This is a genomic window from Acinetobacter sp. ANC_7512 (genome assembly GCF_056779935.1).
This window is the reverse complement of the sequence record NZ_JBWYIX010000008.1, coordinates 76,313-102,982: the sequence shown is the minus strand read 5'-3', so window position 1 is coordinate 102,982 and position 26,670 is coordinate 76,313. Positions and strand designations below refer to the sequence as shown.

The 26,670-nt window shown below is 39.5% G+C and carries 22 protein-coding genes; 10 read left to right on the top strand and 12 right to left on the bottom strand.

The annotated features are described in order from the left end of the window. Nucleotides 1–24: 24 nt before the first annotated feature. The 3 genes from AC1M9H_RS09160 to AC1M9H_RS09150 are packed head-to-tail and all read right to left on the bottom strand — an operon-like array spanning nucleotide 25 to nucleotide 2,936. The gene (locus AC1M9H_RS09160) at nucleotides 25–1,470 is read right to left on the bottom strand and encodes an NAD(P)(+) transhydrogenase (Re/Si-specific) subunit beta (RefSeq protein WP_481587562.1); all 1,446 of its coding nucleotides are present in this window, start codon (nucleotides 1,468–1,470) and stop codon (nucleotides 25–27) included. A gap of 3 nt (nucleotides 1,471–1,473) precedes the next feature. Further along, nucleotides 1,474–1,797 carry a proton-translocating transhydrogenase family protein gene (locus AC1M9H_RS09155; protein WP_035265316.1) on the bottom strand — a complete coding sequence of 108 codons (324 nt, stop codon included), beginning with the start codon at nucleotides 1,795–1,797 and terminating at the stop codon, nucleotides 1,474–1,476. Nucleotides 1,798–1,808: 11 nt separating this feature from the next. Continuing rightward, the gene (locus AC1M9H_RS09150; RefSeq protein ID WP_035265315.1) at nucleotides 1,809–2,936 is read right to left on the bottom strand and encodes a Re/Si-specific NAD(P)(+) transhydrogenase subunit alpha; all 1,128 of its coding nucleotides are present in this window, start codon (nucleotides 2,934–2,936) and stop codon (nucleotides 1,809–1,811) included. Between the two features lie 797 nt (nucleotides 2,937–3,733). Between AC1M9H_RS09150 and AC1M9H_RS09145 the strand changes: the two genes are divergently transcribed. Next, nucleotides 3,734–4,657, top strand: coding sequence for a DMT family transporter (locus AC1M9H_RS09145; RefSeq protein WP_481587564.1), 924 nt, complete (start codon nucleotides 3,734–3,736; stop codon nucleotides 4,655–4,657). Between the two features lie 53 nt (nucleotides 4,658–4,710). On the opposite strand, the gene soxR is transcribed toward AC1M9H_RS09145, so the two are convergent. After that, entirely contained in the window at nucleotides 4,711–5,211 is a 501-nt protein-coding gene (gene soxR / locus AC1M9H_RS09140; protein ID WP_035265311.1) for a redox-sensitive transcriptional activator SoxR, read from the bottom strand. 66 nt (nucleotides 5,212–5,277) lie between these two features. On the opposite strand from soxR, the gene AC1M9H_RS09135 reads away from it, so the two are divergent. The 5 genes from AC1M9H_RS09135 to dusA all read left to right on the top strand — a co-directional run bounded on the left by AC1M9H_RS09135 (nucleotide 5,278) and on the right by dusA (nucleotide 10,076). After that, the gene (locus tag AC1M9H_RS09135; protein WP_481613243.1) at nucleotides 5,278–5,730 is read left to right on the top strand and encodes a RidA family protein; all 453 of its coding nucleotides are present in this window, start codon (nucleotides 5,278–5,280) and stop codon (nucleotides 5,728–5,730) included. Beyond that, nucleotides 5,723–6,925, top strand: a complete 1,203-nt coding sequence (locus AC1M9H_RS09130) for an MFS transporter (protein WP_035265309.1) — start codon at nucleotides 5,723–5,725, stop codon at nucleotides 6,923–6,925. Before AC1M9H_RS09135 ends, AC1M9H_RS09130 begins: the two co-directional genes overlap by 8 nt. 153 nt (nucleotides 6,926–7,078) lie before the next feature. Then, on the top strand, nucleotides 7,079–8,248 hold the full coding sequence (locus tag AC1M9H_RS09125; protein ID WP_481613242.1) for a zinc-binding dehydrogenase: 1,170 nt from the start codon (nucleotides 7,079–7,081) through the stop codon (nucleotides 8,246–8,248). A 153-nt stretch (nucleotides 8,249–8,401) separates the two neighbouring features. Further along, the gene (locus tag AC1M9H_RS09120) at nucleotides 8,402–8,893 is read left to right on the top strand and encodes a GFA family protein (protein ID WP_481613241.1); all 492 of its coding nucleotides are present in this window, start codon (nucleotides 8,402–8,404) and stop codon (nucleotides 8,891–8,893) included. 172 nt (nucleotides 8,894–9,065) lie between these two features. After that, nucleotides 9,066–10,076, top strand: coding sequence for a tRNA dihydrouridine(20/20a) synthase DusA (dusA, locus tag AC1M9H_RS09115; protein ID WP_481613240.1), 1,011 nt, complete (start codon nucleotides 9,066–9,068; stop codon nucleotides 10,074–10,076). 55 nt (nucleotides 10,077–10,131) lie between these two features. Here dusA and AC1M9H_RS09110 read toward each other — a convergent pair whose 3' ends face one another. From AC1M9H_RS09110 to AC1M9H_RS09080, 7 genes are all read right to left on the bottom strand, one after another. Next, nucleotides 10,132–10,905 (bottom strand): tRNA threonylcarbamoyladenosine dehydratase, encoded by a 774-nt coding sequence (locus AC1M9H_RS09110; RefSeq protein ID WP_481613239.1) that lies wholly within the window; start codon nucleotides 10,903–10,905, stop codon nucleotides 10,132–10,134. Nucleotides 10,906–10,972: 67 nt separating this feature from the next. After that, nucleotides 10,973–11,806 (bottom strand): TatD family hydrolase, encoded by an 834-nt coding sequence (locus AC1M9H_RS09105; RefSeq protein ID WP_481607846.1) that lies wholly within the window; start codon nucleotides 11,804–11,806, stop codon nucleotides 10,973–10,975. A gap of 7 nt (nucleotides 11,807–11,813) precedes the next feature. Further along, entirely contained in the window at nucleotides 11,814–12,761 is a 948-nt protein-coding gene (locus AC1M9H_RS09100) for an RsiV family protein (protein WP_481613238.1), read from the bottom strand. Between the two features lie 130 nt (nucleotides 12,762–12,891). Further along, nucleotides 12,892–13,716: a hypothetical protein gene (locus tag AC1M9H_RS09095; protein WP_481613237.1), complete on the bottom strand. Its 825-nt coding sequence runs from the start codon at nucleotides 13,714–13,716 to the stop codon at nucleotides 12,892–12,894. Between the two features lie 83 nt (nucleotides 13,717–13,799). Next, on the bottom strand, nucleotides 13,800–15,392 hold the full coding sequence (locus AC1M9H_RS09090) for a peptide chain release factor 3 (RefSeq protein WP_035265298.1): 1,593 nt from the start codon (nucleotides 15,390–15,392) through the stop codon (nucleotides 13,800–13,802). A gap of 130 nt (nucleotides 15,393–15,522) precedes the next feature. Beyond that, nucleotides 15,523–17,589: a putative bifunctional diguanylate cyclase/phosphodiesterase gene (locus AC1M9H_RS09085; RefSeq protein WP_481590365.1), complete on the bottom strand. Its 2,067-nt coding sequence runs from the start codon at nucleotides 17,587–17,589 to the stop codon at nucleotides 15,523–15,525. Between the two features lie 215 nt (nucleotides 17,590–17,804). Then, nucleotides 17,805–19,988 carry a carboxy terminal-processing peptidase gene (locus AC1M9H_RS09080; protein ID WP_481613236.1) on the bottom strand — a complete coding sequence of 728 codons (2,184 nt, stop codon included), beginning with the start codon at nucleotides 19,986–19,988 and terminating at the stop codon, nucleotides 17,805–17,807. Between the two features lie 196 nt (nucleotides 19,989–20,184). On the opposite strand from AC1M9H_RS09080, the gene nagZ reads away from it, so the two are divergent. Together nagZ and AC1M9H_RS09070 are read left to right on the top strand one after the other, a co-directional pair. Then, nucleotides 20,185–21,204, top strand: coding sequence for a beta-N-acetylhexosaminidase (gene nagZ, locus AC1M9H_RS09075; protein WP_481613235.1), 1,020 nt, complete (start codon nucleotides 20,185–20,187; stop codon nucleotides 21,202–21,204). A 70-nt stretch (nucleotides 21,205–21,274) separates the two neighbouring features. Continuing rightward, on the top strand, nucleotides 21,275–22,120 hold the full coding sequence (locus tag AC1M9H_RS09070) for a class I SAM-dependent methyltransferase (protein ID WP_481613234.1): 846 nt from the start codon (nucleotides 21,275–21,277) through the stop codon (nucleotides 22,118–22,120). Nucleotides 22,121–22,183: 63 nt separating this feature from the next. Here AC1M9H_RS09070 and AC1M9H_RS09065 read toward each other — a convergent pair whose 3' ends face one another. Then, nucleotides 22,184–23,506: an alpha/beta fold hydrolase gene (locus tag AC1M9H_RS09065; RefSeq protein WP_481613233.1), complete on the bottom strand. Its 1,323-nt coding sequence runs from the start codon at nucleotides 23,504–23,506 to the stop codon at nucleotides 22,184–22,186. 287 nt (nucleotides 23,507–23,793) lie between these two features. On the opposite strand from AC1M9H_RS09065, the gene AC1M9H_RS09060 reads away from it, so the two are divergent. Together AC1M9H_RS09060 and AC1M9H_RS09055 are read left to right on the top strand one after the other, a co-directional pair. Beyond that, entirely contained in the window at nucleotides 23,794–25,059 is a 1,266-nt protein-coding gene (locus AC1M9H_RS09060; protein WP_035265287.1) for a glutamate-5-semialdehyde dehydrogenase, read from the top strand. A gap of 383 nt (nucleotides 25,060–25,442) precedes the next feature. Continuing rightward, the gene (locus tag AC1M9H_RS09055) at nucleotides 25,443–26,666 is read left to right on the top strand and encodes an acetate/propionate family kinase (RefSeq protein WP_481613232.1); all 1,224 of its coding nucleotides are present in this window, start codon (nucleotides 25,443–25,445) and stop codon (nucleotides 26,664–26,666) included. Nucleotides 26,667–26,670: the final 4 nt, after the last annotated feature.

The window sequence follows — 26,670 nt, the reverse complement described above, 5'->3', positions numbered from 1 at the left end:
TGGTTTTTAAAAACAAGCTATGAATTAGTGACCTGTACCATTAATGGCTTTCGTCATATCTTCAACAACTTTCTTCGCATCACCAAAGATCATCATTGTTTTGTCGTTATAGAACAAGTCATTATCAAGACCCGCATAACCTGTCGCCATAGAGCGCTTGATCACCATAATGGTACGAGCTTTATGTGCTTCAAGAATAGGCATACCATAAATTGGTGAGTTTGGATCATCTTTCGCTGCAGGGTTAACGACGTCATTCGCACCGATGACCAATACCACATCTGTTGCTGGGAAGTCTGAATTAATCTCATCCATCTCTAAGATGTCTTCGTACGGAACATCTGCTTCAGCTAAAAGAACGTTCATGTGACCAGGCATACGACCAGCCACTGGGTGAATCGCAAAACGTACTGTTACACCTTGCTCTTTCAATAAGTTTGCAAGCTCTTTCACCGCATTTTGAGCACGACCTTGCGCCATACCATAACCCGGTACAATAACAACACTGTCTGCATTTGACATTAAGAAGCCAGCATCGTCAGCAGAACCAGAACGGTAGTTGCGTTGAACTGCTGCACCAGCTGCTGCTGTCGGTGCTGCAGCACCACCCATTGCACCACCAAACAATACGTTGATGATTGAACGGTTCATTGCTTTACACATAATATAAGACAGAATTGCACCTGACGAACCTACAAGCGAACCTGCAACAATTAACATGTTGTTTTCAAGCGTAAAACCAATCCCTGCTGCCGCCCATCCAGAGAATGAGTTAAGCAAAGACACCACAACTGGCATATCACCACCACCAACAGGCGCAATCCATACCCAACCAAAGGCTAAAGCAAGTGCTGTCATTGCCCAGAACGAGGTCATGTTACCCGTCAAGAAGAAGTGAATCCCTGCTGCTAGCATCGCAATAAAAATCAAAGCTTGAACAGGTTTAACCCATGCACCTGAAATCGTTTTTGCCCATTTCTTTGCCGCCAATTTACCATAAGCAAATACCGATGCAGTGAATGTAATGGCACCAACGAAACATCCTACGAATAATTCGAATAAATGTACGCGACTCATTTCATGGAAGTTCACACCATTTGCAGCCAGTAAGTCTGGCCCAAGCTCGACGAGCTTGTTGTTGTGAATAATTGCAGCGATCGCAATCAACACTGCAGCAAGACCCACGAGTGAGTGCATGAGAGCAACTGTTTCTGGCATTTGTGTCATAGGCACTGTACGAGCTCGAGCAATACCAACAATCGCACCCAATACCATTGCACCGACAATCATCCATACCACAGGATTATCAGCAACAAAGAAAGTTGTTAACACGGCGATTGCCATTGCAATCATACCGTAACGGTTACCTGCAATTGCTGTCTTAGGACCAGACAAGCCACGCAAAGTTAAGATAAAAAGAACGGCACCGATTAGGTAAAACCAATCCGCATACTCACGAATAAATTCCATGTATTAACCCTCTTTTTTCTTTTGCTTTGGCTTAAACATTTCAAGCATACGAGCGGTTACAGCGAAGCCACCGAAAATATTAATGCTTGCTAAGAAAACAGCGATCGCACCTAATACACTCACCACATTAATGGTTTGAAAATCAACAGCCCCCTCAACACCCATAACAGGTAGACCAACAGTTTGGATCATCGCACCGACAATAATAATTGAAGACAATGCATTCGTTACGGCCATCAGTGGCGTGTGAAGCGCAGGTGTCACTCCCCAAACAACGTAATAACCTACGAAGATTGCGAGGACAAAAATTGTAATAGTTTCAACCATGATCAGTCTCCTTAACCACGCTTCAACAGCACTTGACCACCATGAGTGACAAGCAATGCTTTTTGGATTTCATCTTCTTGATTAATGCTGTAGTTTTTATCTTGATCAAAAAGCGTTTCAACAAAGTTATAAACGTTACGTGCATATAGCGCTGAAGCTTCTGTAGAAACGGTCGCTGGAATATTTGGAATACCCAAAATTTTCACGCCATTATCAGTCACAACAGTTTCACCGCATTTTGAGCCTTCAACGTTACCGCCAGTTTCAACTGCCATATCGAGGATGACTGAACCTGGTTTCATTTTGGCAACTGTTTCAGCTTTAATTAAGCGCGGTGCATCACGACCTGGTAAAAGCGCCGTCGTGATCACGATGTCAGCATTCGATACCGCTTTGTCTACAATTGCAGCTTGGTCTTTAATATATTGTTCACCAGGCATCCAACCATAACCATTTTTTGCAGCTTCATCGGCACGCGCTTGCTCTTCTGCTGACATTGGTACGTCTAACCATTTACCGCCTAAAGATTCAACTTGATCTTTGGCTGTTGGACGTAAGTCTGTCGCTTCAACAATAGCACCTAAACGTTTGGCTGTTGCAATCGCCTGTAAGCCTGCTACACCAACACCCATAATGACTACACGAGCTGGTTTAACCGTACCCGCCGCTGTCATTAACATTGGGAACATACGTTGGTACTCTGCCGCCGCAAGAAGCACAGATTTATAACCTGCCAAGTTTGCTTGTGATGACAACACGTCCATATTTTGGGCACGAGATAACGTACGTGGTAATAACTCAAGTGCAAATGCAGACACTTGCTGAGCAGCGAATTGATCAAGTTCCGTATTACGGTACGGATCAAACATCGCAACCACTGTGGTGTTTGGGGCTAATTTTTGTATTTCTTCGCCTTTAGGTGCGCGAACTTTTAAAACCAATTGACTGCCGGTATAAGCATCATCAACAATTTTTGCACCAACCTGTTCATAGGCACTATCAATATAAGCAGCTTTAACACCTGCATTACGTTGGATAACGACACTGTGACCAGCACCAATTAACTTCTTTACTGTTTCTGGTGTCGCAGCTACACGACTTTCACCAACTACAGTTTCGGTAGGGATTCCGATCTGCATGAGCATTCCTCAAGCTAATTTTTCTTAAAGTAGATATCGCATTCCTGCGATATACCCCTGGATGTATTCATGTGAATTTTTTGGATTCTAATTGAACTTTTTTAAATTACCACCCAATATTTATTTAATAAATACCCTCATTTTGAACTCATGATTCACAATCATCACAAAATTTCATGGTATTTGATCTATCATTTTCATAAAAAATAGTTCCAGATTCGTTCAATTTTCGATCCATTTTTTAACAAAAAAGAAACTTTTTTCTAATTTATCGTCAGTATAGGGAGCTTGACTTTATTAAGCTTTGATCATTCTGACATTTTTTAGCTTTCTTTTTATCCCTTTTGATTGTGTTAAAGCGCCGTGCATGTCACATTTTTAGTTGCTTCTTTCATTCTCATAAATCTCAATTTGCCGAATTGACAAAAAATCAGACTAATCGATTCAAATTCTCACGACATTCTTAAAAATTATAAATAAGACAAAATTTAGATAAATCTTGGTTTTAAAATTGAGCTTAAATTTTGGCTGAACATGAAATACAAGCTGACTGATTCTTGAAAAGAATGCTTACAAACCGTGCAAAAAAAATTTGAAATATTTTTTTGATGTATTTTTTGGGTTGATAGACCACTGTTATTTTCATATTACGCACCACAATGATGCATTTAAACAAAAAATCAAAACGCCTTATGTCGCTAGGTAGGTGATTTAGCGAAAATTAGAGATTGAATTTTAGAGCTTACAATGAAGATTGGCTTATACTTCCATTACTTAAAAATTGATTTTTAACATTTATGGTACTTAAGCTGACTCCCACTCAGTTAGGGAGTTTATGTGCGCTGTTGGCAGCATTCTTGTTTAGTAGTAAAGCGATCTTAATCAAACAAGCTTATGCAGTTTCTGAAGATGTTGATGCAACATTGCTGGTTGCCTTAAGGATGCTCAGTGCCTTACCCGTTTTTCTTTTTATTTGTTGGTTGAACCGACACCGTAATCGCGGATTTTCAGCGCAGGATTGGGCCCTACTCCTCGTTGCTGGTTTGATTGGATATTATTTTTCAAGTTGGCTCGATTTTATGAGTCTGATGTACATCAGTGCCTCTTTGGAGCGTATTATCCTATTTCTATATCCCACCATGACAGTAATTGCATCAAGTGTAATTTTCAAACATCCTCTTTCAATGAAGACTATTTTTGCGATTGGACTAAGTTATGGCGGCACGCTTATAGTGATGCTCCAAGAACAAAGCAATGTGCCTCATGAAAGTAATTTTTGGCTAGGTGTGAGTTTAGTTTTCGCAAGCGCGATTTGCTTTGCGAGTTATCTATTGATGACTCCAAAATTAATCCAAAAATTTGGATCGTGGAATTTTACGGGCTTAGCAATGTCTATCGCCTGCTTAGGGACGATTCTTCACTACTTTATTGCTCAGCCAAGTCCTATATCCAATATCCTTCAACAACCCATAGAAATAATCGGATATGGTGTTGCATTAGGTATTGGGGTAACGGTGATTCCAACTATTCTCATTGCGCAAAGTATTGCTCGTTTAGGTGCTTCTCAAACAGCCATGATTGGTTCACTTGGTCCAATTCTGACCATTATATTGGCAACTATCTTTTTAGGGGAATCAATGAATATGATTCAATGGTTTGGTTGTGCACTGAATATATTGGGTGTGATGATGATTACGCTTTCCAAAACTAAACTGAAATAAAGACAACATTAACCTCACAGTTCAAATTTCAAAATAATGCTTCACGATGAAACTTAGTCTTCATAGTGAATTTCTATTTTCCCTTGATCATCGTCAAATTTAATGTCGAGTGGAACAAAGTGGGAACCCGACGATGTAGACCCCATTTGATCATTTTCATTTCTTAGTGGGCATTCAGTTAAAGATAAGCACCCACAACCAATGCACCAATCCAGTTGTTGACGAAGTTGAAGCATATTTAAGATTTTTTGATCTAAAATTTTTTGCCATGCACTCGATAATGCGGTCCAATCTGATTTAGTCGCGGTTTTATTCTTAGGGAGTATGTTAAATGCTTGCTTCACTTCAGAGAGTGAAATCCCAACCTGCTGTGCCACTTTGATGATGGCAATCCTTCTCAGCATATATCGTGGATATCGCCGTTGATTTCCTTCCGTCCGCACACTCCAAATAAGAGCTTTGTCTTCATAAAATCTGAGTGCTGCGACCGATACACCACTTCGAGCAGCTAACGCGCCTATACTGAGCCACTGTTGTAATTTTTGTTCTTCCATGCTCTTGACCTCAAGTTAAGTTGAGCTTTCATAATTCTTTTCTAAGCTTAATCCAGAGAAGATAGAATGACAAAACCAAATAAGCCACCATTTAGTTTAACAACTAAAAATCCACCTCAGCTTTATTCCCCAAGGCAATTTGCATATAGCCACATCTGTGAGGTCAAACACTTCAACACAGTCGTTCATATATCAGGTCAAGGTGGTGAAAATGCCGAAGGACATTATTCCACTGATTATTCAGAACAACTCAACCAAGTCTTCGAAAATCTCAAAATCGCTCTCAGCTATGCACATATCGACTTTTATAACATTGCTGTTCTAAGCGTATTGATTGTCAATTTTGACCAACAAAAACATCACCTGTTAAATCTGAAAATGAATACAATATGGAAAGATCAAAATTTCCCAGCATGCACACTAATCCCTGTGTCTCGCTTGGCATTAGACGCCATGCAAATTGAAATCGAAGCCACAGCTTACTGCTCCTCATCCACTGAGCCATTTATTCATGTATAACGATCTTGACGATTTAAATAAAAAAGACATCACGAATGACACTGCTTTACTTTGGTTGATGGCCATTGCTTGTGGTATTTGTGCAGGCGCTAATTATTATTCGCAGCCCTTAATTCACTCTGTTCAACTTTACTTTAATGCCCCTGCAACAGATGTGGCATTAACTGTTACTTTGGCTCAAGTCTCTTATGCTGTCGGACTACTTTTTATCGTACCACTTGGTGATATTCTCAATAAAACGAAATTAATCCCATTTTTAATGTTCTTTGCAGCAGTGGGATTATTTATTTGTGCTTTTTCGCTCAACCTTTATATGTTATGGGCTGGCACAATTATCACTGGGCTTTTCTCGGTTGCAGCACAAATTTTGATTCCGTTTGCCACGATGGCGGTTCGACCAGAACGAACAGGCGAAGTCGTCGGGTTACTGATGAGCGGATTATTGGTAGGCATTTTAATTTCGACCAGTTTAGCTGGTTTGTTATCCAACTTATTTAATTGGCAGCTCATTTATATCGTCAGTGGAATTTTGATGTTAATGGTCGCTGTGGTACTTAATATTCGTCTGCCTTATATTCCTAGCTCTAAAATTAGTTATTTTGCTGTGTTTAAATCCATGGGGCTGCTACTTAAAGAAGAGCCTCGTTTAATCTATCGCTCTATCATTGGTGCCTTTGCATTTGCAACGATGAGCATTCTCTTCTCCACCATTTCTATTTTACTTAAATCCTCTTTTTCTCTTGAAGATGTCATGGTGGGTTTAGTCACTTTGGTTGGCGTATTTGGCGCCTTGTCCACCAAGAAAATTGGTAAGATCGCCGACCGTGGTTACGTCAAACAAATCACTTGGTTTGGCATTTTAATCCTAGGTAGCGCTTGGATATTCCTTTATTTAGGTGCATTCTATTTAAGTTGCTATATCATCGGTTTTGGACTGATGAATCTCGGTCTAGCATTGGTGCATAGTAGCAACCAGAATGTGATTTTTAATTTAAGACCGGATGCTAAATCTCGTGTAAATTCACTTTATATGACCAGCTATTTCATTGGTGGCGCAAGTGGTTCCGCGCTAGGAATTTATGCTTGGGATCATGGTGGATGGGCAATGGCGTGTATCGTAGGATTAATCCTGGTCAGTTGTACGGCACTATTCACGCTAGTGGATCAACGTTATCATCGAACCCAACTCAGTTAACTCATAAAATATGCATGTTAAGCCTCTATAAATGGAGGCTTTTTCAATAATTTAGCCTCTGCAGTCATCATTCAGTCCTCTAAAGCTGTGTATCTCTTGTGCGTAATCACACACACTGTTCACTATCATTATAAAAAATATTCGTGAACAAGAATGAAAGCAGTTGTATGTCATCAAAATGAATTAACACTTGAAGATGTCAGCCATCTAACACCATCACAAGGACAAACTTTATTAGAAGTTGTGCGATGTGGTATTTGTGGCAGTGATTTACATATGCAACATAGTTGTGACCACATGCATGAACTTACGGCTAAAGTGGGTCTAAAAGGTGTTGCAAAGTCAACAGACCGTTTTGTCATGGGGCATGAATTTTGCGGTCGTATTCTAGATTATGGTCCTAAAACTAGAAAAAAATTTAAAACAGATACCTTAGTTTGTGCGATGCCACTATTGAAAGTTGATCAGTGGGGTTATCAAGCGACTGGTCTTTCCCCTCAAGCTTCTGGTGGTTATGCCGAACAAATCTTGGTGCAATCTCAACTCATGTTTGCGGTGCCAAATGGATTACATCCCGATCTTGCGGCAATGACCGAGCCAATGGCGGTAGCTTTACATGCAGTACGTCGGAGCAGAATAAAGAAATCAGAACCCGCAATTGTTATTGGTTGTGGTCCAGTAGGCTTAGGTGTCATTTTAATGCTCAAAGCGATTGGTGTGAAAAAAATTATTGCCAGTGACTTTTCACCAAATCGCCGTAGGCTGGCTCAACTCTGTGGCGCAGATGTCGTCATTGATCCTAAACAATCATCGCCTTTTGAGAGTTGGAAAGAATACGGTTTATTGGGTGATGCTTCTGAAGCGATTAACTATGGAATCGGTATTTTTGAAAAGATTCAGTCTATGCATATTCCATGGTGGCATGCGTGGCGTGTGGCTGACAAATTAGGTGCTTTACCCAAACGTCCTGTGATTTTTGAATGTGTCGGGATGCCAGGCATCCTTCAACAGATTATTAACGGTGCGCCGTTATTTTCTAAAATTATCGGTGTGGGTGTATGTATGCAATCCGACAGTATCGAACCCGCTTTGGCTTTAAACAAAGAAATCGAAATCCAGTTTGTGATTGGTTATACGCCACTTGAGTTCAGAGATGTGCTCCATATGATCGCTGAAGGTCAAATTGATTGTTCTCCTCTGATAACGGGCGTTGTAGGTCTTGCAGGAGTCAAAGATGCTTTTCAGGCCTTAGGTGATCCTGAACAACACGCTAAAATTTTGGTCGACCCCAAAAAGACCGGATCTGCTATCAGTGCACTTTAGATAATCTTTAGGATCTATACGACATAAGTGCTCAGCGATTTTTTTACTATGGGGCTCAAACTTGATCAGAGTCCTTATTCATCCTGCGTGATACTCAATCGAACTTTAAAATTTTAATTTCATCTATGAATAAATCTTAAACAAGGAGGTTTTATGTCAAATTTAAATCACATGCCTTTCAATGTTGATGCAAGTTGTTCTTGTGGCGCAAATACTTTTCGCTTTTCTCATGCACCCATCGCACATTTTATTTGTCACTGCCAAGTTTGCCAAGAATATACAGGTAAGGCATTTTCAGATGTTTTAGTATTCTTGAAACAAGATGTTTGTGATTTAAATATTAAACAGACTACTTTTAAACGTTTGAAGTCACCACCCAATATCCGTCGTGGGATATGCAAACAATGTCAGTCTCCTTCTATTGAATTTGGAATATTAGATCAGTTGGTATTTATTCCTAAATGGAACTTAAAAGACTTCTCGCAAGTTCCCCCTGAAAATATGCATATTTTTTACCATCGTCGTGTGCAAGATGTAGCTGATGATTTGCCAAAATTTAATGGTTTTATCCAGAGTCAAACTCAAGCAGCTAAGTTTATTTTAAAAGGGCTTAAAGAGCGAATATTGTCTTTAAATGAACATTAAAGTTTAGATTAGTAAGGTAAAATTAATCAAGGTGTACTCGGTAAGGTATGAGAGGTTATTGAATTCCTTGAATGTTCAACCTATTTAAATCTCAATTGTGCTTCAATGACCCATTTTCCAAATTATGGTAAGATGCCGAGCTTTTCACGATTTACTAAATCTAGGTTTCACCATGTCTGATATCCAATCCTTACAGCCTCGAATTTCCGTCGCACCCATGATGGATTGGACGACCCGTGATTACCGCTTTTTTGCACGTCTATTCAATCCAAATATCATCATGTACACCGAGATGGTGACCACAGGCGCAATTTTATTTGGCGATGCAGCCCATCATTTAGATTACAGCAAAGAAGAACACCCTATTGTGTTACAGCTTGGTGGATCAAATCCTAAAGACCTCGCAACCTGTTCTAAAATGGCTCAAGATTGGGGCTATGATGAAATCAATTTAAATGTTGGTTGCCCTAGTGATCGTGTTCAAAACAATAAAATTGGTGCTTGCCTCATGGCTGAGCCTGAGCTGGTTGCTGAATGTATTGCTGAAATGCAAAATGCAGTTGATATTCCCGTCACGGTAAAACACCGAATCGGCATCGATGATATGCAATCGTATGAGGAGATGCTGCATTTTGTCGATACCGTTGCAAAAACGGGATGTCAAAATTTTATCGTGCATGCACGCATTGCTTTACTACAAGGTTTGTCACCAAAAGAGAATCGTGACATTCCGCCTTTACGTTATGAAGATGTCTATCGTTTAAAGCAAGATCGCCCAGAACTATTGATCGAAATCAATGGTGGGATCAAAACATTTGCTGAAACTCAACAACACTTACAACATGTGGATGGTGTCATGATTGGTCGCGAGGCTTATCACAATCCTTATCTACTGGCTGAACTAGGACAATTATGGAATTTGTCAGCACCTGACCGTTTTGAGATCATGCAGGAAATGATGCCATATATTGCAAAACGTTTAGCTGATGGTGCGCCACTATCAGTGATTACACGTCATATTTTAGGCTTATTTCAAAACCTTCCTGGTGCACGAAAATGGCGTCAAGCCCTGAGTGGCGGTAACGCGAAAACATTAAAAGATATTGAAAATGCCTTAATCGGTATGCAACAAGCCATTCAAAGACATGCTGAACAAGAAAGCTTAAAAATCAATGCTGAATAAACAAATAACATCAGTAAAAAGGTCTCTTGATAGAGACCTTTTTTGATAATCACTTTTAGGCTTGTTTTGCTTGAATCGAATCTAATCGTTTTAACACTTCAGCCACAGCTACCATTGCAAAACTTGATGTCACCACCACGGCTGAACCATAACCACCACATCTTAACCCAGCACTCGCACAAACATTAGCATTCGAAAAAGGATTATCCACCGAATAAATACAGGTGATACCGAACTTCTCTTTCGGCTTTTTACAGATACCTTTTGAGCGTAACTGACTTCTTAATTTTGCCAGCATCGGGTCGTATTCTGTTTTTGACAAATCTGCGACCCGAATTTTGAGTGGATCTAACTTACCACCAGCACCACCAGATACAATCAAGGGGACTTTATTGAAACGACAATGTAGCATCAATGCGAGTTTTGCTTTGACATCATCAATGCAATCCAACACAACATCTGGATTTGAACTCAAAATCTCCGTTACATTTTCAGGCGTTAGATAATCATCAATTAAATTGATTTTTATACGTGGATTGATTTGGCGACAACGCTCTGCCATCACTTCAATTTTTTCATGACCTAATGTTGATGTCATCGCAGGTAACTGACGATTAATATTTGATGCTGCAACAGAATCCATATCCACTAATGTGAGCTCGCCCAAACCTGTTCTAGCCAAAGCTTCGACAGCCCAAGAGCCAACACCGCCAATACCGATCACCATGACATGACTGTTTTCATAATGCTGAAAATTTTCTTCGCCATAAATTTTGGCTACACCGGTAAAACGGCGTTCATATTCATCATCATGAACTAAGTCAGTCATATTGCTCTAACACTATTTGGAAAAGGCGTATTTTAGCAAAACTTCAGAGGAATAGAGAGTTTTGAACTCACGACAATTTCAGTTCATTTTTTAAGTTGAGTGCAGACACACTATTCTCCCAAACACGTTGCGCAATGTCTTCGACTCTCGTATTTAGACTATGTGCCAAACCATCTAAAACATAAATTAAATTCTGTGGGGTATTACGGGTACGGTGTTCAGTTGAAGCTTGACAACATAATGGCGTCATATCAGGACAGTCTGTTTCAATAACCAGATGTTCAATGCCAACATACTGAACTATTTGGTGTAATTTTTTAGCATTGGGATTGGTAATCTGTCCCGTGACCCCTAACTTAAATCCAAGTTGAATAAATGCCTTTGCTTCTTCTACCCCTCCACTAAATGCGTGGGCGATACCTCCCTGAACAAATTGCTTTGCTTTTAACAGTCTTAATACTTCAGCATGAGATTTACGAATATGTAACAGCACAGGAAGCTTAAATTGTTGAGCCAAATCGAGTTGTTGCGCAAAAAAATCCTGTTGCTTAGCGAAAACTTCCGACTGCTTATGTTGCTTGAGAAAAGTATCTAAACCAATTTCACCAACGGCGATGCATTGTTGTACTTCAAGAATTTTTTTTAAATCGTCTAGATGATGAGGCTGATGTTGTTCGATATAAAAAGGATGTAGACCAGGAGCGAGATAACTCCTCGGTGCTTGATCTAAACCATTTAACCAATGGTGTGTTTCAATCAGTGTATGAAAGCGTTGGTGTTGAAACCCGATCAATACAAGGGCATCCACTCCCTTCTGTTTAGCTTGATACGCAAGTTGCTCACGATCGAAGTCAAAAACTTCTACATCAAAGTGCGTATGCGTATCAAACAAACGTGGCATGGGCATGTTATTTTGCTTCACCTGCAGCTTGAGGTACAGCAACTTGAACCGCAGGATGAACAGCTTCCAGCATTTCAGGTTTAATCACACCCTCTAGCTTTTCATAAGGAATCGTGAGTCTTGGCAAACCCACCACATAAGGACCAATTTCATATTCACCGTATTGAAGAATTAAACCCTTTTTACCCAAATAATAGTTATCAGTGAGTTTAAATTTCCAAGCCTCTTCATACTCTTCAACGTTATCTGCTAACTGCGAATCTATGACCCATTTTTTAAATTCTTCATGGGCCAATTGATTTAATTTATTCTTTTGGTCTTTCACTAAAATTTGATCCAGTGACACTTGTTTCTGCTGTTTCAAATCAAAATTAAAGTAAGTTTGTGAAGAAGAACCATGTGCACCTCCTAAATAGTTACTCGTATTCAATACGACGGTTGCAAGTGGTCCTTGTGAATTTAAAATTTTAGGACTAATACTCAAACTAATTTGATGTCCAACCCCCAAGTGCTTTAACTCTTTATCTAAACCCACAAAGTTATCAATATAGGGCTGAATCTGCTCTGCAAGTAACTGCGCTGCAGTTTTATATTCAACAACTTCACTTGCGGCTTGAGTATCTTTGTCTTTAGACAGCGTCTGCTCAGGTTCGAACAACTCTAGCGTTTCTTGTAAATTTTTGATAATCGCTTGATCAATTAAGCCATCTAACACAAATTGATTCGTTCTCAATCGATCAATTGAAATTTCTGGACAATTGTTACCATCACATTCTACCAACCGAACAGGCACTTTTTCAGTTTCACCCTGAAGCACGAGTATCTGAACTTCCGATGCTGCTTGAGTTTGAGTGTCAGGTGACTCTTTAGGCCCGTCCCCTTTTGGCTGACATGCGCTCAGCGTAATTGCGGCAGTAAGTACAGATACAGTCCAAACTATTTTATTTTTTAACATCTCACAACCTTGAGGAGAAACGGTCATTTATCATTGATTTAAGCCTAACCCGATGAAATTGATAGCTCAAGCTTCGTTTGTATGGGTTTAACTGCAATTGTATATGCTACATTACAATATTTGTAATATTTCAAAACATCTTTTGAAAGATCTGCGGTACAACCACCTGCTTGGTTTGAGCATGATTCAAATAGATATCCAATTGCTCACCACCTTTGACTATTTCGTTCGCACGAATATGAACACCAATCCCTTCACCATCAAAGAACCATTCCTGATTTTGCCAGCTGAGATTCACTGGAGCGATACTTCTCACTTCACCACTCTGGGCCTTTAACCATTTTTGATAGGACACTTGAAGTATTCTTTCAAAATCATTTATTTGGTTCTTTTGAATCACATCCTGCAACTGTAAAACTTTTTTCTGCTTTCGATCCAATACCATAAAGTAACCACGATCTTTAACGATCACTTCAGCTTGTTTTGTGTTAACAATGAATTGGATCAACACATATTGATTTCGTTGGGTGGCGACTTGCGTCAGTATATCCAACTCATAAGGCTGATTCAGTGAAAACTCCTTCATCCATGATTCAGATCGACTTATATAGGTTTCGATGGATTGATCCAAACTCAATTTTTCTTTTTCATTGATTTGATCTTGAATCACAAAAGCCAAATGGTTGTTAAGTTGTTGATTGACCCACTGATCTGCTGTTTTTAGACTTAAAATTTCAATTTTTTCGCAGACCGATTTTGTGCAATTTTCGCTCTTTATTTCAAATTGAAACGCGTCATCATTTAAGTATGGTAACACATCAGCGTTTTTAACTTGGGCAGACTGCCCTGAGTTTTGTGTCGTAGACTCTGGTTGTTTTTCACAAGATGCCACCCCAATGACTAAGGTAGCAAGAAGAATACGCAATCGTTTTTTTTGTAAATTTAGAGTAATCACAAGAATCAACCAAAATTAAAGCATTGGTTATTCTGATACAAAAACAGCTTCACGAGGAAGCTGTTTTACATTTTCAAGCAAAATTAATGTTCACGTGTATTACGGAAAACAATATCAGGATAACGCTCTTGCATTAATTGTAAATTGACACGGCTAGGTGCTAAGTACGTTAAATGCCCACCACCATCAACTGAAAGTTGGTCATGTGCTTTTTTCTTAAATTCATTAAATTTTTTCTCATCTGGACATGAAACCCAACGAACAGTGTTAATGCTCACAGGCTCGTAAATACAATCTACTTTGTATTCTTCTTTTAAACGATAAGCAACAACTTCGAATTGAAGAACACCCACAGCACCGACAATAAGATCATTACTGTTTTGTGGCATAAATACTTGAGTTGCACCTTCTTCTGAAAGCTCTTTTAAACCTTTTTGAAGTTGCTTTGATTTCAAAGGATCTTTTAAACGAACACGGCGGAACATTTCAGGAGCGAAGTGAGGAATACCTGTGAATTGCAAGTTTTCACCCGAAGTGAAAGTATCGCCAATTTGAATCGTACCATGGTTATGTAAACCAATAATGTCACCTGGCCATGCCTCTTCTAAATGCTGACGATCACCTGCCAAGAACGTTAATGCATCTGAAATACGCACATCTTTCCCAATACGGACATGCTTCATTTTCAAGCCTTTTTCATATTTGCCTGAACAGATACGCATGAAAGCAATACGATCGCGGTGTTTAGGGTCCATATTGGCTTGAATTTTAAAGACAAAACCAGAGAAACCCTCTTCAGTCGCTTCAACTTTACGGTCTTGGGTAGGATGTGCTTTTGGTGGTGGTGCATATTCACTAAATGCATTCAAGACATGGTCTACACCAAAGTTACCCAACGCTGTACCAAACAATACTGGAGTTTGACGCCCTGCTAAGAATTCTTCACGATCAAGCGGTTCATTTGCCATTTGAACTAATTCTAGTGACTCTTCAAATGCAGCCCAAGCTAATTCACCGACTTTTTCACGAAGGTCAGCATGGTCATAACCGTCACGAATTTCGATATCTGTAATGGTTGAACCAAAACCTGCTTTATAGACATAGAATTTTTCTTCGATCAGATTAAAAACACCCGCGAAGTCACGGCCTGTACCTAAAGGCCAAGTTAAAGGTACGCATTTAATCTTAAGTACGTTTTCAATTTCATCGAGTAGTTCAAGTGGCTCGCGAATTTCACGGTCCATTTTGTTAACGAAAGAAATAATCGGTGTGTCACGCATACGACACACATCCATCAATTTAATCGTACGATCTTCGACACCTTTCGCACCATCAATCACCATCAATGCTGAGTCTACGGCTGTAAGGGTACGATATGTATCTTCAGAGAAATCTTCATGCCCCGGTGTATCGAGCAGGTTGATCATTTTGTCTTTATAAGGGAACTGCATCACAGAGGTCGTGATCGAGATACCACGCTCTTTTTCCATTTCCATCCAATCTGATGTCGCAGCACGGTCAGATTTACGGCTTTTTACCATACCTGCAACTTGGATCGCTTGCCCCCACAACAATAACTTTTCCGTCATTGTGGTTTTACCCGCATCGGGGTGGGAAATAATGGCAAATGTACGTCGCTGAGCAACTTGCTCCGCTAACTCTTGCTTAAAGCTCATGAATAACACCTACTGCAGACATGCAGTTTAGAAGATCAAAAAAGATCAAAAAAGATCAAAATAAAAATTGGCGATATTGTAGCAGATCAATACCGAATGTGAATGTGATGAATCAGAAACTGACCAGAAGTTAATAGTTCTTAAATGTACTTTCTAAACGATCCACAGGTAATGGCATACCCAATAAATAGCCTTGTAATTGCTGACAACCTAAACGTTTTAAGATATCGGCTTGTTTTTGAGTTTCGACGCCTTCAGCTGTCACCACCAAACCTAAACGTTTAGCCAAGACAATAATACTTTCTAAGATAATTTCATCTTTTGTATTGGGTGAAAGATTTCGAATAAATTCACGGTCAATTTTAAGTTCATCTACCGGGAGATTCTTTAAATATAAGAAGCTTGAATGACCTGTTCCAAAATCATCAATCGCAAGCCCAATCCCCAGGTTTCGCAGGCTCTCAAAAGTACGAATACTGACATCGATATGATGCATTGCTGTCGATTCAGTAATCTCAATAATTAAATGGGCTGGATCGATCTGGTATTGCGTGATTAAACATCTTAATGTATCTACCAGCGCTTTATGTTCAAATTGAACAGCTGATAAATTTACAGCGATCGGGCAGAAAGGCAATTTCTTTTTTTGCCAAGCTTGAATCTGTATACACGCTTGTTCAAGGGCCCAGTAGCCCATTTTAATAATAAGACCTGTTTGCTCCGCACCCTCAATAAACATATTCGGTGCTAGAAGTCCTAGACTTGGATGCTTCCAACGAATTAAAGCTTCAACGCCACAAATTTTAAAATCTGCTGTGAATTTCGGCTGATAAAATAAAATGAATTGTTGTTCTTCAACAGCACGATACAAATCATTAATAAGTTTTGATTGGCTACGTGCGATTTCTTGTTGATCTAATGAATAGTTAAACACACTGTAAGTATTGCGACCTTGCTCTTTGGACATCAGCATTGCAGCATCAGCATTCACCAACAAATCATGTAAATCAGCACCATGATCTGGATAATAGACCACACCTAAACTTGCTGAGATATTGATTTCCTTCCCAGAAATCACAAAGCCTTCTTGGATTTTACTCAATACTAGATTGGCAACTTGATCAATTTGGTCTGTAGAAAAGTCTTCAACGACCAATAAAAACTCATCACCACCAATACGAATTAATTTTTGGTTTTTTTCGAGTAATGCATGAAGTCGATGTGCTAAATTCACTAAAAGCTGATCACCAATATGATGTCCAAAAGCATCATTTACTGCCTTGAAACGATCCAAATCAATATAAATGAATGCAACTTTATGATCTTTAGATTGGTGAAGTGAAAATAATGAAGTGGTGTAATCAAGCAAAAAAAGTCGATTTGGAAGTTTGGTCAAATTATCTTGAAGGGCAAGGCTTTCCAATTCCTTATTCATTTTGATTAGTTGTTGATTTCTCTCTTCAAGTCGTAATTCTAAAATAGCGACAAAAAAACTGACCACTAAAACCAAGCAGGTGACAAATATAATGACAAAAAGTAATAAACCTTGACCTTCATGGAGTTGATTCAATGCTGCATATTTGGCATCCACGGGTTGAAAAGTCGCAGCCGCCATACCAATATAGTGCATTCCCACAATACTAAAAGCGATCATGAATGCCACGGCAAGCTTGAATGCCAATTTATTGTGATAGGTACGCTTATATTTAAACATCAGCCAGAATGACAACCCTGAACCACATACAGCAATCAGCACAGAAAAAATCACCAAAATGGTGTCATAACGAATAATGTAGTTGGGAACGATCAATCCCGCCATTCCAGTATAGTGCATACCTGAAATACCGAAACCCATCAGAAGTGCACCCAAAACTAATCTAGCTAAAGGAAGTGTAGATCTAGTCGTGAGCCATATGGCAAAAATTGAAGCGAGAGCTGCGATCACATAAGAAAATAGCGTCAAACCTACATCGAAACTATGATCTTCGGGCAAATGACAAGCTAGCATTCCAACAAAATGCATGACCCAAATCGCAAGACCAAATATCATGCCACTTACACCGAGCAGCACTTTTTGACCAACTGGGTTTTTGTGGGTACTAATGAGTTGTTCAAATGAAATAGCAATAAAGCAGACGATCACTGCCGCCACAGCAGAACCCGCCACCATTGCATAATCGTAACTCATATGAATCATATAGAGACTTATCCGTACCTGAACCTGTTTTTATTTTATTTAAACCCCAAAAGTACAGCAAATAAATGTAAGAAGGTTCAACTTTTTAATGAGCATTTGTCGCCTACAACAATATCACCATCTCATTGAACGTCAAGTTGTTTTTCGGCGATATCCATAAAAAATGGCGTATCGAAATACGCCATTTTTTAAGTAAAACTTAACAATAAATATTTTTATTTTTGCAAGGCAATGTAATCGAGCAAGATATGAGCTGATTCAGTGACAAATGCCTCTTCTTCAGGTAAAGGTGGGCGTTGATTAGTTTTCATCTTAGCACGCGATTCAGCCAAAGCTTCCATCGATGCCTGATAACTTTCCCAATTTGGATAAGCAGTTTTACCCATTGCTATACGGCGTTTATTTTCTTCTGCCAACGTTTCTTTTTCCAAAGCGATGAGTTCAGCTTTACGTTGATCGATATCCAACACGATTTGTTTATTCTCTTTAGCTTTCTGCGAAATCGCTTTACGCGCTTCTAAATACTTAAATTGAATATCATTCGCAACACGCTGTTTTGAATGAGCAGCTAATTTTGGTACAAAGGCTTGCACTTCTCCCTCACGTTTGAAAGGAGCTGTAGGGATGGTATCCCACTCTAAAGCATTCTTAGCTTTACGCTCCCCAAACTCTTCATCGTAGATATCAACCAATTGAATATCAGGCACAACCCCTTTATTTTGTGTGCTTCCACCAGTAACACGGTAAAACTTTCGTTGCGTCAATGTCGCTTGACCATACGCTAAGCTGTCCAATTGAACTTGAGCTGTACCCTTACCTGTCGTAGTACTTCCAATCACAATCCCACGACCATAATCCTGCACAGCAGCTGAATAGATTTCACTTGCTGATGCAGAAGCCAGATTCACCATGACAGCCAATGGACCTGCGTAGGTTTGAGCACCTCCATCACGATCTTCGAAGACACTGACGTTACCATTCCCATCCCGAATTTGAACCACTGGACCAGATTTAATCACTTGCCCAATCATTTTTGCCACTTCTTCGAGTGAACCGCCAGGGTTATTACGAAGATCGACGATAATGCCATCGACATTTTGCGCAGCTAAACTTTTCAATGCATTATTGGTATCTTCAGATACTGAACGATAGCTTTCACCAGCACGACGGGCACGGTAGTTGTAATAGAACGATGGAATTTCGACTACCCCAACTTTATGTTTCTTGCCATCTCGTACAATTTCTACTGTTCTTGAACGTACACCTGCATCCTCTTCTTGAATCACATCACGTACGATAGTTACGGTACGTGCCTGACTCATAGATGCTCCAGGTCCGAGCAATTTAATGGTGACTTTAGTCCCACGCTTACCTCGGATCAATCCAACGATTTCAGAACTGGTCCATCCAATGACGTCGACCATTTTGTCACCGTCTTGCGCGACACCAATAATACGATCACCAGACTTAACCTGTCCTGTCTTAAACGCAGGACCACCATCTACGATCGTCTCGATACGCGTATAGTCTTCATTCCCGCGTTCTGGGCGGATCGACACACCAATCCCCTCAAGCTGCAATGTGGTCTGACGATTTAACTCAATCGCATCGATTGGTGGGAAATAATTACTGTGCGGGTCATAAGTCGCTAACATAGCATTGAGCGTTTTTTCTAAAACGTCATCGCTTTTTGTACGCTTCATACGTTCTAATTGACGCATATAGCGCTTGGTCAAAGTCTGAACTGGCGTTAAATCTTCAGCTGAAGTGAGATCTTGCCCTGCTGCTAAAGAAGGATCATCTTTCAGCGCTTTTTGCTTAGCCAAATCTTCTTCTTTAGCAATCGTTAAATTGATTAACTGAGACACCAGCATTTTGCGCCATTGATTTTCTTGCTCAGCTTTATTTTTGAAAAATGGAGCCTTTTCACGATCAGACTCGATAAACACATTACGTTGATTTAGGTTTTGCGGTTTTTTTAACTCCGCCAACATAAACTCATAGAATGACTTTAAACGATCACGATATTGAGCGTGAATGGCATAAGGTCCTTCAAGGTTACCCGCTTTGAGCGCCGCTCCAAAAGTTGGTCCGTATTTTTTCTTATAGTTTGCCACTTCATCTGCCAAGAAAAGGCTATGGTCAGGATCAAGACTATCAATATACATATCAAAAATACGTTGTGAGGTCGTAGCATCTAAACGCATATTTAAATAGTGCTGACGATCCACCAAAGTTGCTAATTGTCTTGAAACTAAAGCTTGTTCTTGTGTGGGCTTTATATTCTGAACCTGTTGAACCGCTGGTTCATTCGCTGCGATCGCAACATTAATTGTATGACCAAAAAATAAACCACCAGTGGCAATGGCTACCGCGCAAGCGATTGTTTGAAGTTTCATAACGAATTTGTCTTTCCTTGGATAAACCAAATTTACACTATTGTTTTCAGATAGAAATATTAATATTCAAAACCTTAAACAACTTTTTTATTTCTGCCGTATAGTTTTATCATAATCTGTACGGAGAAAATGTAGCAAATCATTGCAGAATTCGGGTATTGTTTTCTCTTTTAAAATTAGAATCACGGATTCCACTATGATTGGCGCATTGATGCTTGATATTGAGGGCACAACACTTAATCAAGAAGATATTCAACTCCTTCAATCTCCACAAGTCGGTGGAGTCATTTTGTTTGGAAGAAATATTGAATCACCCCAACAAGTTCGCGTCTTAACGGATCATATGCGCCAAGTTCGCCCCGATATTTTAATTGCAGTCGATCAAGAAGGCGGACGCGTACAACGTTTAAAACAAGGCTTCTCTCTCCTTCCTGCCATGGGACGTTTCGGTGAGCTCTATTTAAGTCAGCCAGAACGAGCAATTGAATTGGCTGAACAATGCGGTTGGCTCATGGCTACCGAAGTTCTTGCAGTCGGGATCGATTTTAGCTTTGCACCTGTATTAGACCTTAACGACATCAGCGATGTTATTGGTGATCGTGCTTTTGCTAAAAATATCTCAGATATCATCCCTTTAGCCCAAGCCTTTATGCAAGGTATGAAACGCGCAGGTATGGCAACCACGGGGAAACACTTCCCTGGCCATGGCTCGGTTAAAGCAGATTCACATATTGCTGCAGCTGTGGATACACGAAGTTATGCTGAAATCGAAGCTCAAGATATGCAAAGCTTTATTCAACTCCAACCTCAACTTGACGCACTCATGCCAGCACATGTGATTTATGAAAAAGTAGATCCAAATCCTGCTGGTTTTTCTCAGTATTGGGTTCAAAAAGTACTACGGGAAACACTTCAGTTTGACGGTGTCCTGTTTTCTGATGACTTAAGTATGCAAGCAGCTTGTGTTGCAGGTGGTGCAGATGCTCGCATCAAAGCCGCACTTGAAGCTGGCTGTGATATGGGTTTGGTCTGCAATAATCGAGAATCTGCATATGTCGCGCTCAGTGCCATAGAGAATTATCCATTGCCGAACCAAGAACGCTTAGAGCGTATGCGCGGTAAGATTCAGGAGATTCCCATTGGTGAACAACTTGACTTAGGCAACGAATGGAAATCTGTCAAAAAGGTCATTGAAGATTTTAGACAATCATTTTAATAATACAGGGAGCATTCTAATGCTCCCTTTATCTTGACCAATCCAATAATAATCATAGCCAAGGATGTGTATGTCTCAATCAAAACAATCAAAGCACCGTCATATTTCGTTTACTGCTCACTACACTGGCTATATATGGTATCAAATGGGTATCTCTCACGAAGCATTTGCGACTTCGAAAGGCAAAGCATTAGCGCAATTCGCTCACCCTTTTGAAAGTATGGCTGAGAAGTTTGTCGGTGGAAGTATGCGTTCAACCCTGAAGACACGACATACATTATTAGACGACCATTTAAAATTATTAATCAAACAATATCCAACCCTGCAAATTTTAGAAATTGCAGCGGGACTTTCACCTCGTGGTTGGTGGTTTAGATCTCATTATCCCGAAATAGATTATCGCGAATTAGATTTACCAGACATGGCTACCACAAAACAATCCGCTTTGAATAAAATCGATCCCGAAAGCCCTAAAGTTTTATCAGCAGACTTATTCACGGATGATTTCAAAACAGCTTTTGACGAATTCGACCCAACACGACCGCTAGTGATTATCAGTGAAGGATTAATCAATTATTTTAATCAAGATTTACTCAAACAATTGCTGAATTCAATTGTACGTTTTGGTCAACCATTCCAAACGCTTCATTATTTAACTGACCTTTATCCCGAACCTGTCCAACATAAACTGGCTAACTTAATTTGGTCGAGCAGCAAATTACTCAAATACGCTTCAAGAAGTGCATTTACCTTCCACTTTAAAAACCCTTTAGAGGTACAGCACTTTTTTAAACTGTCAGGTTTTACTGAAGTTGAAGTCATTCAACCTCAACTGTATTTTGAAAAAAAGAATCAAAATATGGATACAGATCAGCATCTTGGTGATCTAGTATGGATGATTCATGCAATAAAATAATGATTCGTTTATCTAAATATTAAGAAGAGTCTATTTTCTGATTCAATTGAATTTAATGACAGCCTAATCCACGCTGTCATTGTGTTTATGGGTATCTATAAATTGAAGTAAGCGATCAGCCACTTCAAAATAACCATGCTTGAATAATGCTCTTACTTCATTTCCAATAAAATCGAACAATAAACATTCGACAGCAAAATGTCCTTGCTCATCCTCAAATTCAATTGCAAAACTTCGAGCATCTTCCTGTAAGACTTGAACTTGAGATGGGTCATCCAAAAAGAATGATACACCAAAGTAATTCAGGTCTTTAATTTCAACTTCAAAACGTTGTGCATTTGTTTGATGAATTAAAACAGAATGTGCATTTTTAAGGGCAAATCGAACTTCCCCTCTGCGATCCAATGATTGCATTTGGTCTTTATCTAAATAAATGATCCCATCTAGATTGTGAATCGATTCGCCTTTTAAGAAACTAGTAAAAAGATTCATGGTTTCTTTACGACGTTGCAATTGAGGCACATGATCCGCATTTGCAATCATTGCAAACTCAACATCTGGACATTGCAAGGCAAAATTCGCATTCTCAAATGGCAAAGTAAAACTATCGAATTGACCACATGCGACCAATGTTTTACACATCGGAATTGGAACATGGGAAAGACGCAATAAACGATTACAGTTAATTTCATATCGCTCACGCTCAGCGATATCAAACTCAGACATCTGCTTATAAAAAAGTCGTTTAGCTGTTGGAGACATACGCGTTTGGTCTAATTTTGCATGATTCACCAAGTACAAAATGACAGCCTGACCAAACTCATCCATACGTTGCTCTTGCATCAATATTAATGACTCTTCAAGCAACATACGCCAGCTTTTACGCGTCTTCTGCATGACGCCCATCAGAATTAATCGATCTACCAGTTCTGGACGATAATGAGCAAAACAGGAAGCAACCACAGAGCCTAATGACATCCCCATAACAGAGACTTTCTTAATCTCCACCAAATCCAACCATTGACCTAACATTTTTGAAAGCTCTGGTAGCTCTAGAGTACCAGCAGAAATTCCAGTATCACGATTGTGGATTTGTTGATTTGAACCTAAAGATGGTAAGTCGATTAAAATAACAGGTCCTTTCTCGAAGAGCTGTTCAACGCAATATTTATATGAATTAAAATTTTGAAATGCGCCTCCGACAATCAGCGTTGGCGTCTGATGCAGTGTTTCTGGCGATGCGATCGCCATATATTCAATTTTCCACCCATCAATCCATGTGGTTCGTGGCGGCTCTTTAAAACTATTTTTATGGTACAGATCAAAAAAATGAGTGCTGTCTTCAGCTGAATAATCTTCAAGCTCCATTTTTATCATGGAATTCATTCCCTTATCTCCATTTGGCTTTATTGTTTTGTTTTCACAGCCGTTAATTTGATCATACTCTCAATTCGTTATGATTATGCAACATAATTAACATTCATTTCATTTTATACAGATGCATGAAATCTGCGCAATGCAAGAATTCACCTTTTATCTTTTTTAACTGCCGTTAGGTTCTAAAAATAGTTACAAGTTTTATCAACTTAGCTTTTTTCGCTTATAAACATAGATTGTTGTCATCTGCGCTGCTACTATTTGAATGAGATTTTAAAATGATCAGTTAAACTGCTATGCAAGACTCCATCGAACAGTACATGCAAGTCGTCGGTCAGAATGCGCGTGAAGCTTCACGCTTTTTGGCTGGCTCTTCGACTTTTGAACGAAATAATGCTTTGACGGCAATCCATACCGCTTTGGAAGACCATCAAGCTCAAATTCTAGCTGCGAATAAACTAGACATGACTCGTGGTCATGAAAACAATTTAGACAGCGCATTACTCGATCGTTTGGAACTTACACCCACACGCTTCAGTGGAATGTTACAAGGTCTTAAAGATGTCATCAGTTTAATTGATCCCATTGGTGAAATTACTGACCTAGCTTATCGCCCGTCTGGTATTCAGCTTGGAAAAATGCGAGTGCCTTTAGGTGTCGTAGGTATGATTTATGAATCACGTCCTAACGTCACTCTAGAAGCAGCCTCTTTAGCGATTAAGTCTGGCAATGCCATCATTCTTCGCGGTGGTTCAGAGGCATTAGAGTCGAACAAAGCCATTGCTACCGCAATTCAAAAAGGTTTAGAGCAAGCTGGTGTACCAGTTAACGCAGTCCAAGTTGTCAATACAGCAGATCGTGCTGCAGTTGGGCAATTGATTACCCTCTCTGAGTATGTTGACGTTATTGTTCCACGTGGTGGCAAAGGCTTAATTGAACGTATTACACGTGAAGCGACTATTCCTGTAATCAAACATCTTGATGGTAACTGTCACGTCTTCGTTGAGGCCCAAGCAGATCTACAAAAAGCATTGCCAATTGCGTTAAATGCAAAAACTCATCGCTATGGCGTATGTAATGCCATGGAAACGCTGCTGGTTGATGAAAAAGTTGCTGATGACTTTCTGCCTCGCATTGCTGAACTTTATGCTGAAAAACAAGTTGAGTTGCGTGGTTGCTTGAAAGTCAAAGCAATTTTAGGTGAACAGATTAAAACTGCGACCGAAGAAGACTGGTATGAGGAATATCTAGGACCTATTTTAGCGGTTAAAGTGGTCAGTGGCGTTGAAGAAGCAATTTTGCATATCAATAAATACGGATCGCATCACACTGATTCGATTATTACTGAAAACTTTAGCACGGCGCGAAAATTTCTTACACGCGTCGATTCAAGTTCGGTCATGGTCAATGCCTCTACTCGTTTTGCTGATGGTTTTGAGTATGGTTTAGGTGCTGAAATCGGTATTTCAACAGATAAAATTCATGCCAGAGGTCCAGTCGGTTTAGAAGGACTTACCTCACAAAAATGGATTGTCTTAGGCGATGGCCAAATCCGTCAATAAACCTAACTTAAAAAACAAAGCCCTTTGAGTAAAGGGCTTTGTTTTTGAGTGATTCAACTCATTATAACTAAATAAAAAACGTATAAATTAAATCAATTACAAAGCAGAAGTGGTATATAAAAAATACAATACATGCTATGTTTTACGCATACAATTTAATTAAAATATAACCATCATTTATTTAATAAATGAATAAAGAAAGACTATAAATTTTAATTATTATTGCCTTAGTGGTCGATAGTGCTTAAGTCTAATCACCTAAAGTCTATCTAGGACAATAAAAAAACGCATGATACAAATGCTTCACGATCAAGAAATAACATTTTTTGTTCATTTGGAAGAAAACAAACGAAATATTAAAATTGCCAGTAAAGGAACACACCATGCCTCATTCAGTTCTTATCATCAATTGCGGTTCTTCTTCGATCAAGTTTGCATTATTACTTAAAGATCAAGATTTCCGAATTCATGGTCTTGCTGAAAACTTAGGTACGCCAGAAGCGCGCATCAAAGGCGTGACTGTAGGCAACGAACCAGTTGATATTCGTATTCCAAATGCAGACCACAAAGAAGCACTTGAAGTTGGATTATCTCGCTTAGCGAATCACAAGCCTGATGCCATTGGTCATCGTATTGTACATGGTGGTTCTTTAACTCAAGCAGAGTTAATCACCGATGAAATTATTGAAAAAATCCGTGAAGCAACACCTTTAGCTCCATTACATAATCCTGCACATCTCGTTGGGATCGAAGCGACCAAACGTTTGTTCCCAGACTTACCGCAGGTTGCAGTGTTTGATACAGCGTTCCATCAAACAATGCCAGCGCATGCCTATCGTTATGCGGTACCAAAATTTTTATACACTGAACATAATGTTCGCCGCTATGGATTCCACGGTACGAGCCATGCCTATGTATCAGATCGTGGTTCTGAGCTTGCTGGTAGTTTCCGTGAAGGTGGTTGGCTCACCGCTCATTTAGGCAACGGTAGTTCTACTTGTGCAATTTGGAATGGTAAAAGTGTTGATACCTCTATGGGATTAACGCCACTCGAAGGTTTAGTGATGGGTACCCGTAGTGGTGATGTAGACCCAAGTTTACATAATTTTTTAGCCAAAAACCTAGGATGGGACATTTACAAAATTGACAGAATGCTCAATAGCCAATCTGGTTTATTAGGACTTTCAAACCTGTCAAACGATATGCGAACACTTATCGAAGCTTCAGAAGAAGGCAGTGAAGATGCTGCACTTGCTATTGAAGTATTCTGCTATCGTCTTGCTAAATCATTAGCAGCACTCAGCTGTGGTTTACCTCGTCTTGATGGCTTATTCTTCACAGGTGGTATTGGTGAAAACTCAGCATTTATTCGTGAAAAAACATTATCTTATTTGCCACATTTTGGTTTTAACTTTAGTAAAGAAAAAAATGACCAATTAGCTCGCGGTACAGAAGGTCGCATTGATAATGGTACTGGTCCGCAAATTTGGGTCATTCCTACAGATGAAGAAGGACGTATTGCACAAGAAACAGAACATGTGGTGAATCAAATCGGAGATGTGAATTCATCTGAAAAAAAGTCTGAACTTGAAACCACGACTGCTTAAGTAG

Excerpts from the sequence above, each read along its gene's own strand:
- soxR (WP_035265311.1), bottom strand. The coding sequence starts at position 5,211 with ATGGAAGAACAAAAATTACAACAGTGGCTCAGTATAGGCGCGTTAGCT.
- AC1M9H_RS09130 (WP_035265309.1), top strand. The coding sequence starts at position 5,723 with ATGTATAACGATCTTGACGATTTAAATAAAAAAGACATCACGAATGAC.
- AC1M9H_RS09080 (WP_481613236.1), bottom strand. The coding sequence starts at position 19,988 with ATGAAACTTCAAACAATCGCTTGCGCGGTAGCCATTGCCACTGGTGGT.
- AC1M9H_RS09070 (WP_481613234.1), top strand. The coding sequence starts at position 21,275 with ATGTCTCAATCAAAACAATCAAAGCACCGTCATATTTCGTTTACTGCT.
- AC1M9H_RS09125 (WP_481613242.1), top strand. The coding sequence starts at position 7,079 with ATGAAAGCAGTTGTATGTCATCAAAATGAATTAACACTTGAAGATGTC.
- AC1M9H_RS09065 (WP_481613233.1), bottom strand. The coding sequence starts at position 23,506 with ATGAATTCCATGATAAAAATGGAGCTTGAAGATTATTCAGCTGAAGAC.
- AC1M9H_RS09145 (WP_481587564.1), top strand. The coding sequence starts at position 3,734 with ATGGTACTTAAGCTGACTCCCACTCAGTTAGGGAGTTTATGTGCGCTG.
- AC1M9H_RS09155 (WP_035265316.1), bottom strand. The coding sequence starts at position 1,797 with ATGGTTGAAACTATTACAATTTTTGTCCTCGCAATCTTCGTAGGTTAT.
- AC1M9H_RS09055 (WP_481613232.1), top strand. The coding sequence starts at position 25,443 with ATGCCTCATTCAGTTCTTATCATCAATTGCGGTTCTTCTTCGATCAAG.
- AC1M9H_RS09160 (WP_481587562.1), bottom strand. The coding sequence starts at position 1,470 with ATGGAATTTATTCGTGAGTATGCGGATTGGTTTTACCTAATCGGTGCC.
- AC1M9H_RS09100 (WP_481613238.1), bottom strand. The coding sequence starts at position 12,761 with ATGTTAAAAAATAAAATAGTTTGGACTGTATCTGTACTTACTGCCGCA.
- AC1M9H_RS09060 (WP_035265287.1), top strand. The coding sequence starts at position 23,794 with ATGCAAGACTCCATCGAACAGTACATGCAAGTCGTCGGTCAGAATGCG.
- AC1M9H_RS09135 (WP_481613243.1), top strand. The coding sequence starts at position 5,278 with ATGACAAAACCAAATAAGCCACCATTTAGTTTAACAACTAAAAATCCA.
- AC1M9H_RS09105 (WP_481607846.1), bottom strand. The coding sequence starts at position 11,806 with ATGCCACGTTTGTTTGATACGCATACGCACTTTGATGTAGAAGTTTTT.
- AC1M9H_RS09120 (WP_481613241.1), top strand. The coding sequence starts at position 8,402 with ATGTCAAATTTAAATCACATGCCTTTCAATGTTGATGCAAGTTGTTCT.
- dusA (WP_481613240.1), top strand. The coding sequence starts at position 9,066 with ATGTCTGATATCCAATCCTTACAGCCTCGAATTTCCGTCGCACCCATG.
- AC1M9H_RS09090 (WP_035265298.1), bottom strand. The coding sequence starts at position 15,392 with ATGAGCTTTAAGCAAGAGTTAGCGGAGCAAGTTGCTCAGCGACGTACA.
- AC1M9H_RS09150 (WP_035265315.1), bottom strand. The coding sequence starts at position 2,936 with ATGCAGATCGGAATCCCTACCGAAACTGTAGTTGGTGAAAGTCGTGTA.
- AC1M9H_RS09085 (WP_481590365.1), bottom strand. The coding sequence starts at position 17,589 with ATGATTCATATGAGTTACGATTATGCAATGGTGGCGGGTTCTGCTGTG.
- AC1M9H_RS09110 (WP_481613239.1), bottom strand. The coding sequence starts at position 10,905 with ATGACTGACTTAGTTCATGATGATGAATATGAACGCCGTTTTACCGGT.
- nagZ (WP_481613235.1), top strand. The coding sequence starts at position 20,185 with ATGATTGGCGCATTGATGCTTGATATTGAGGGCACAACACTTAATCAA.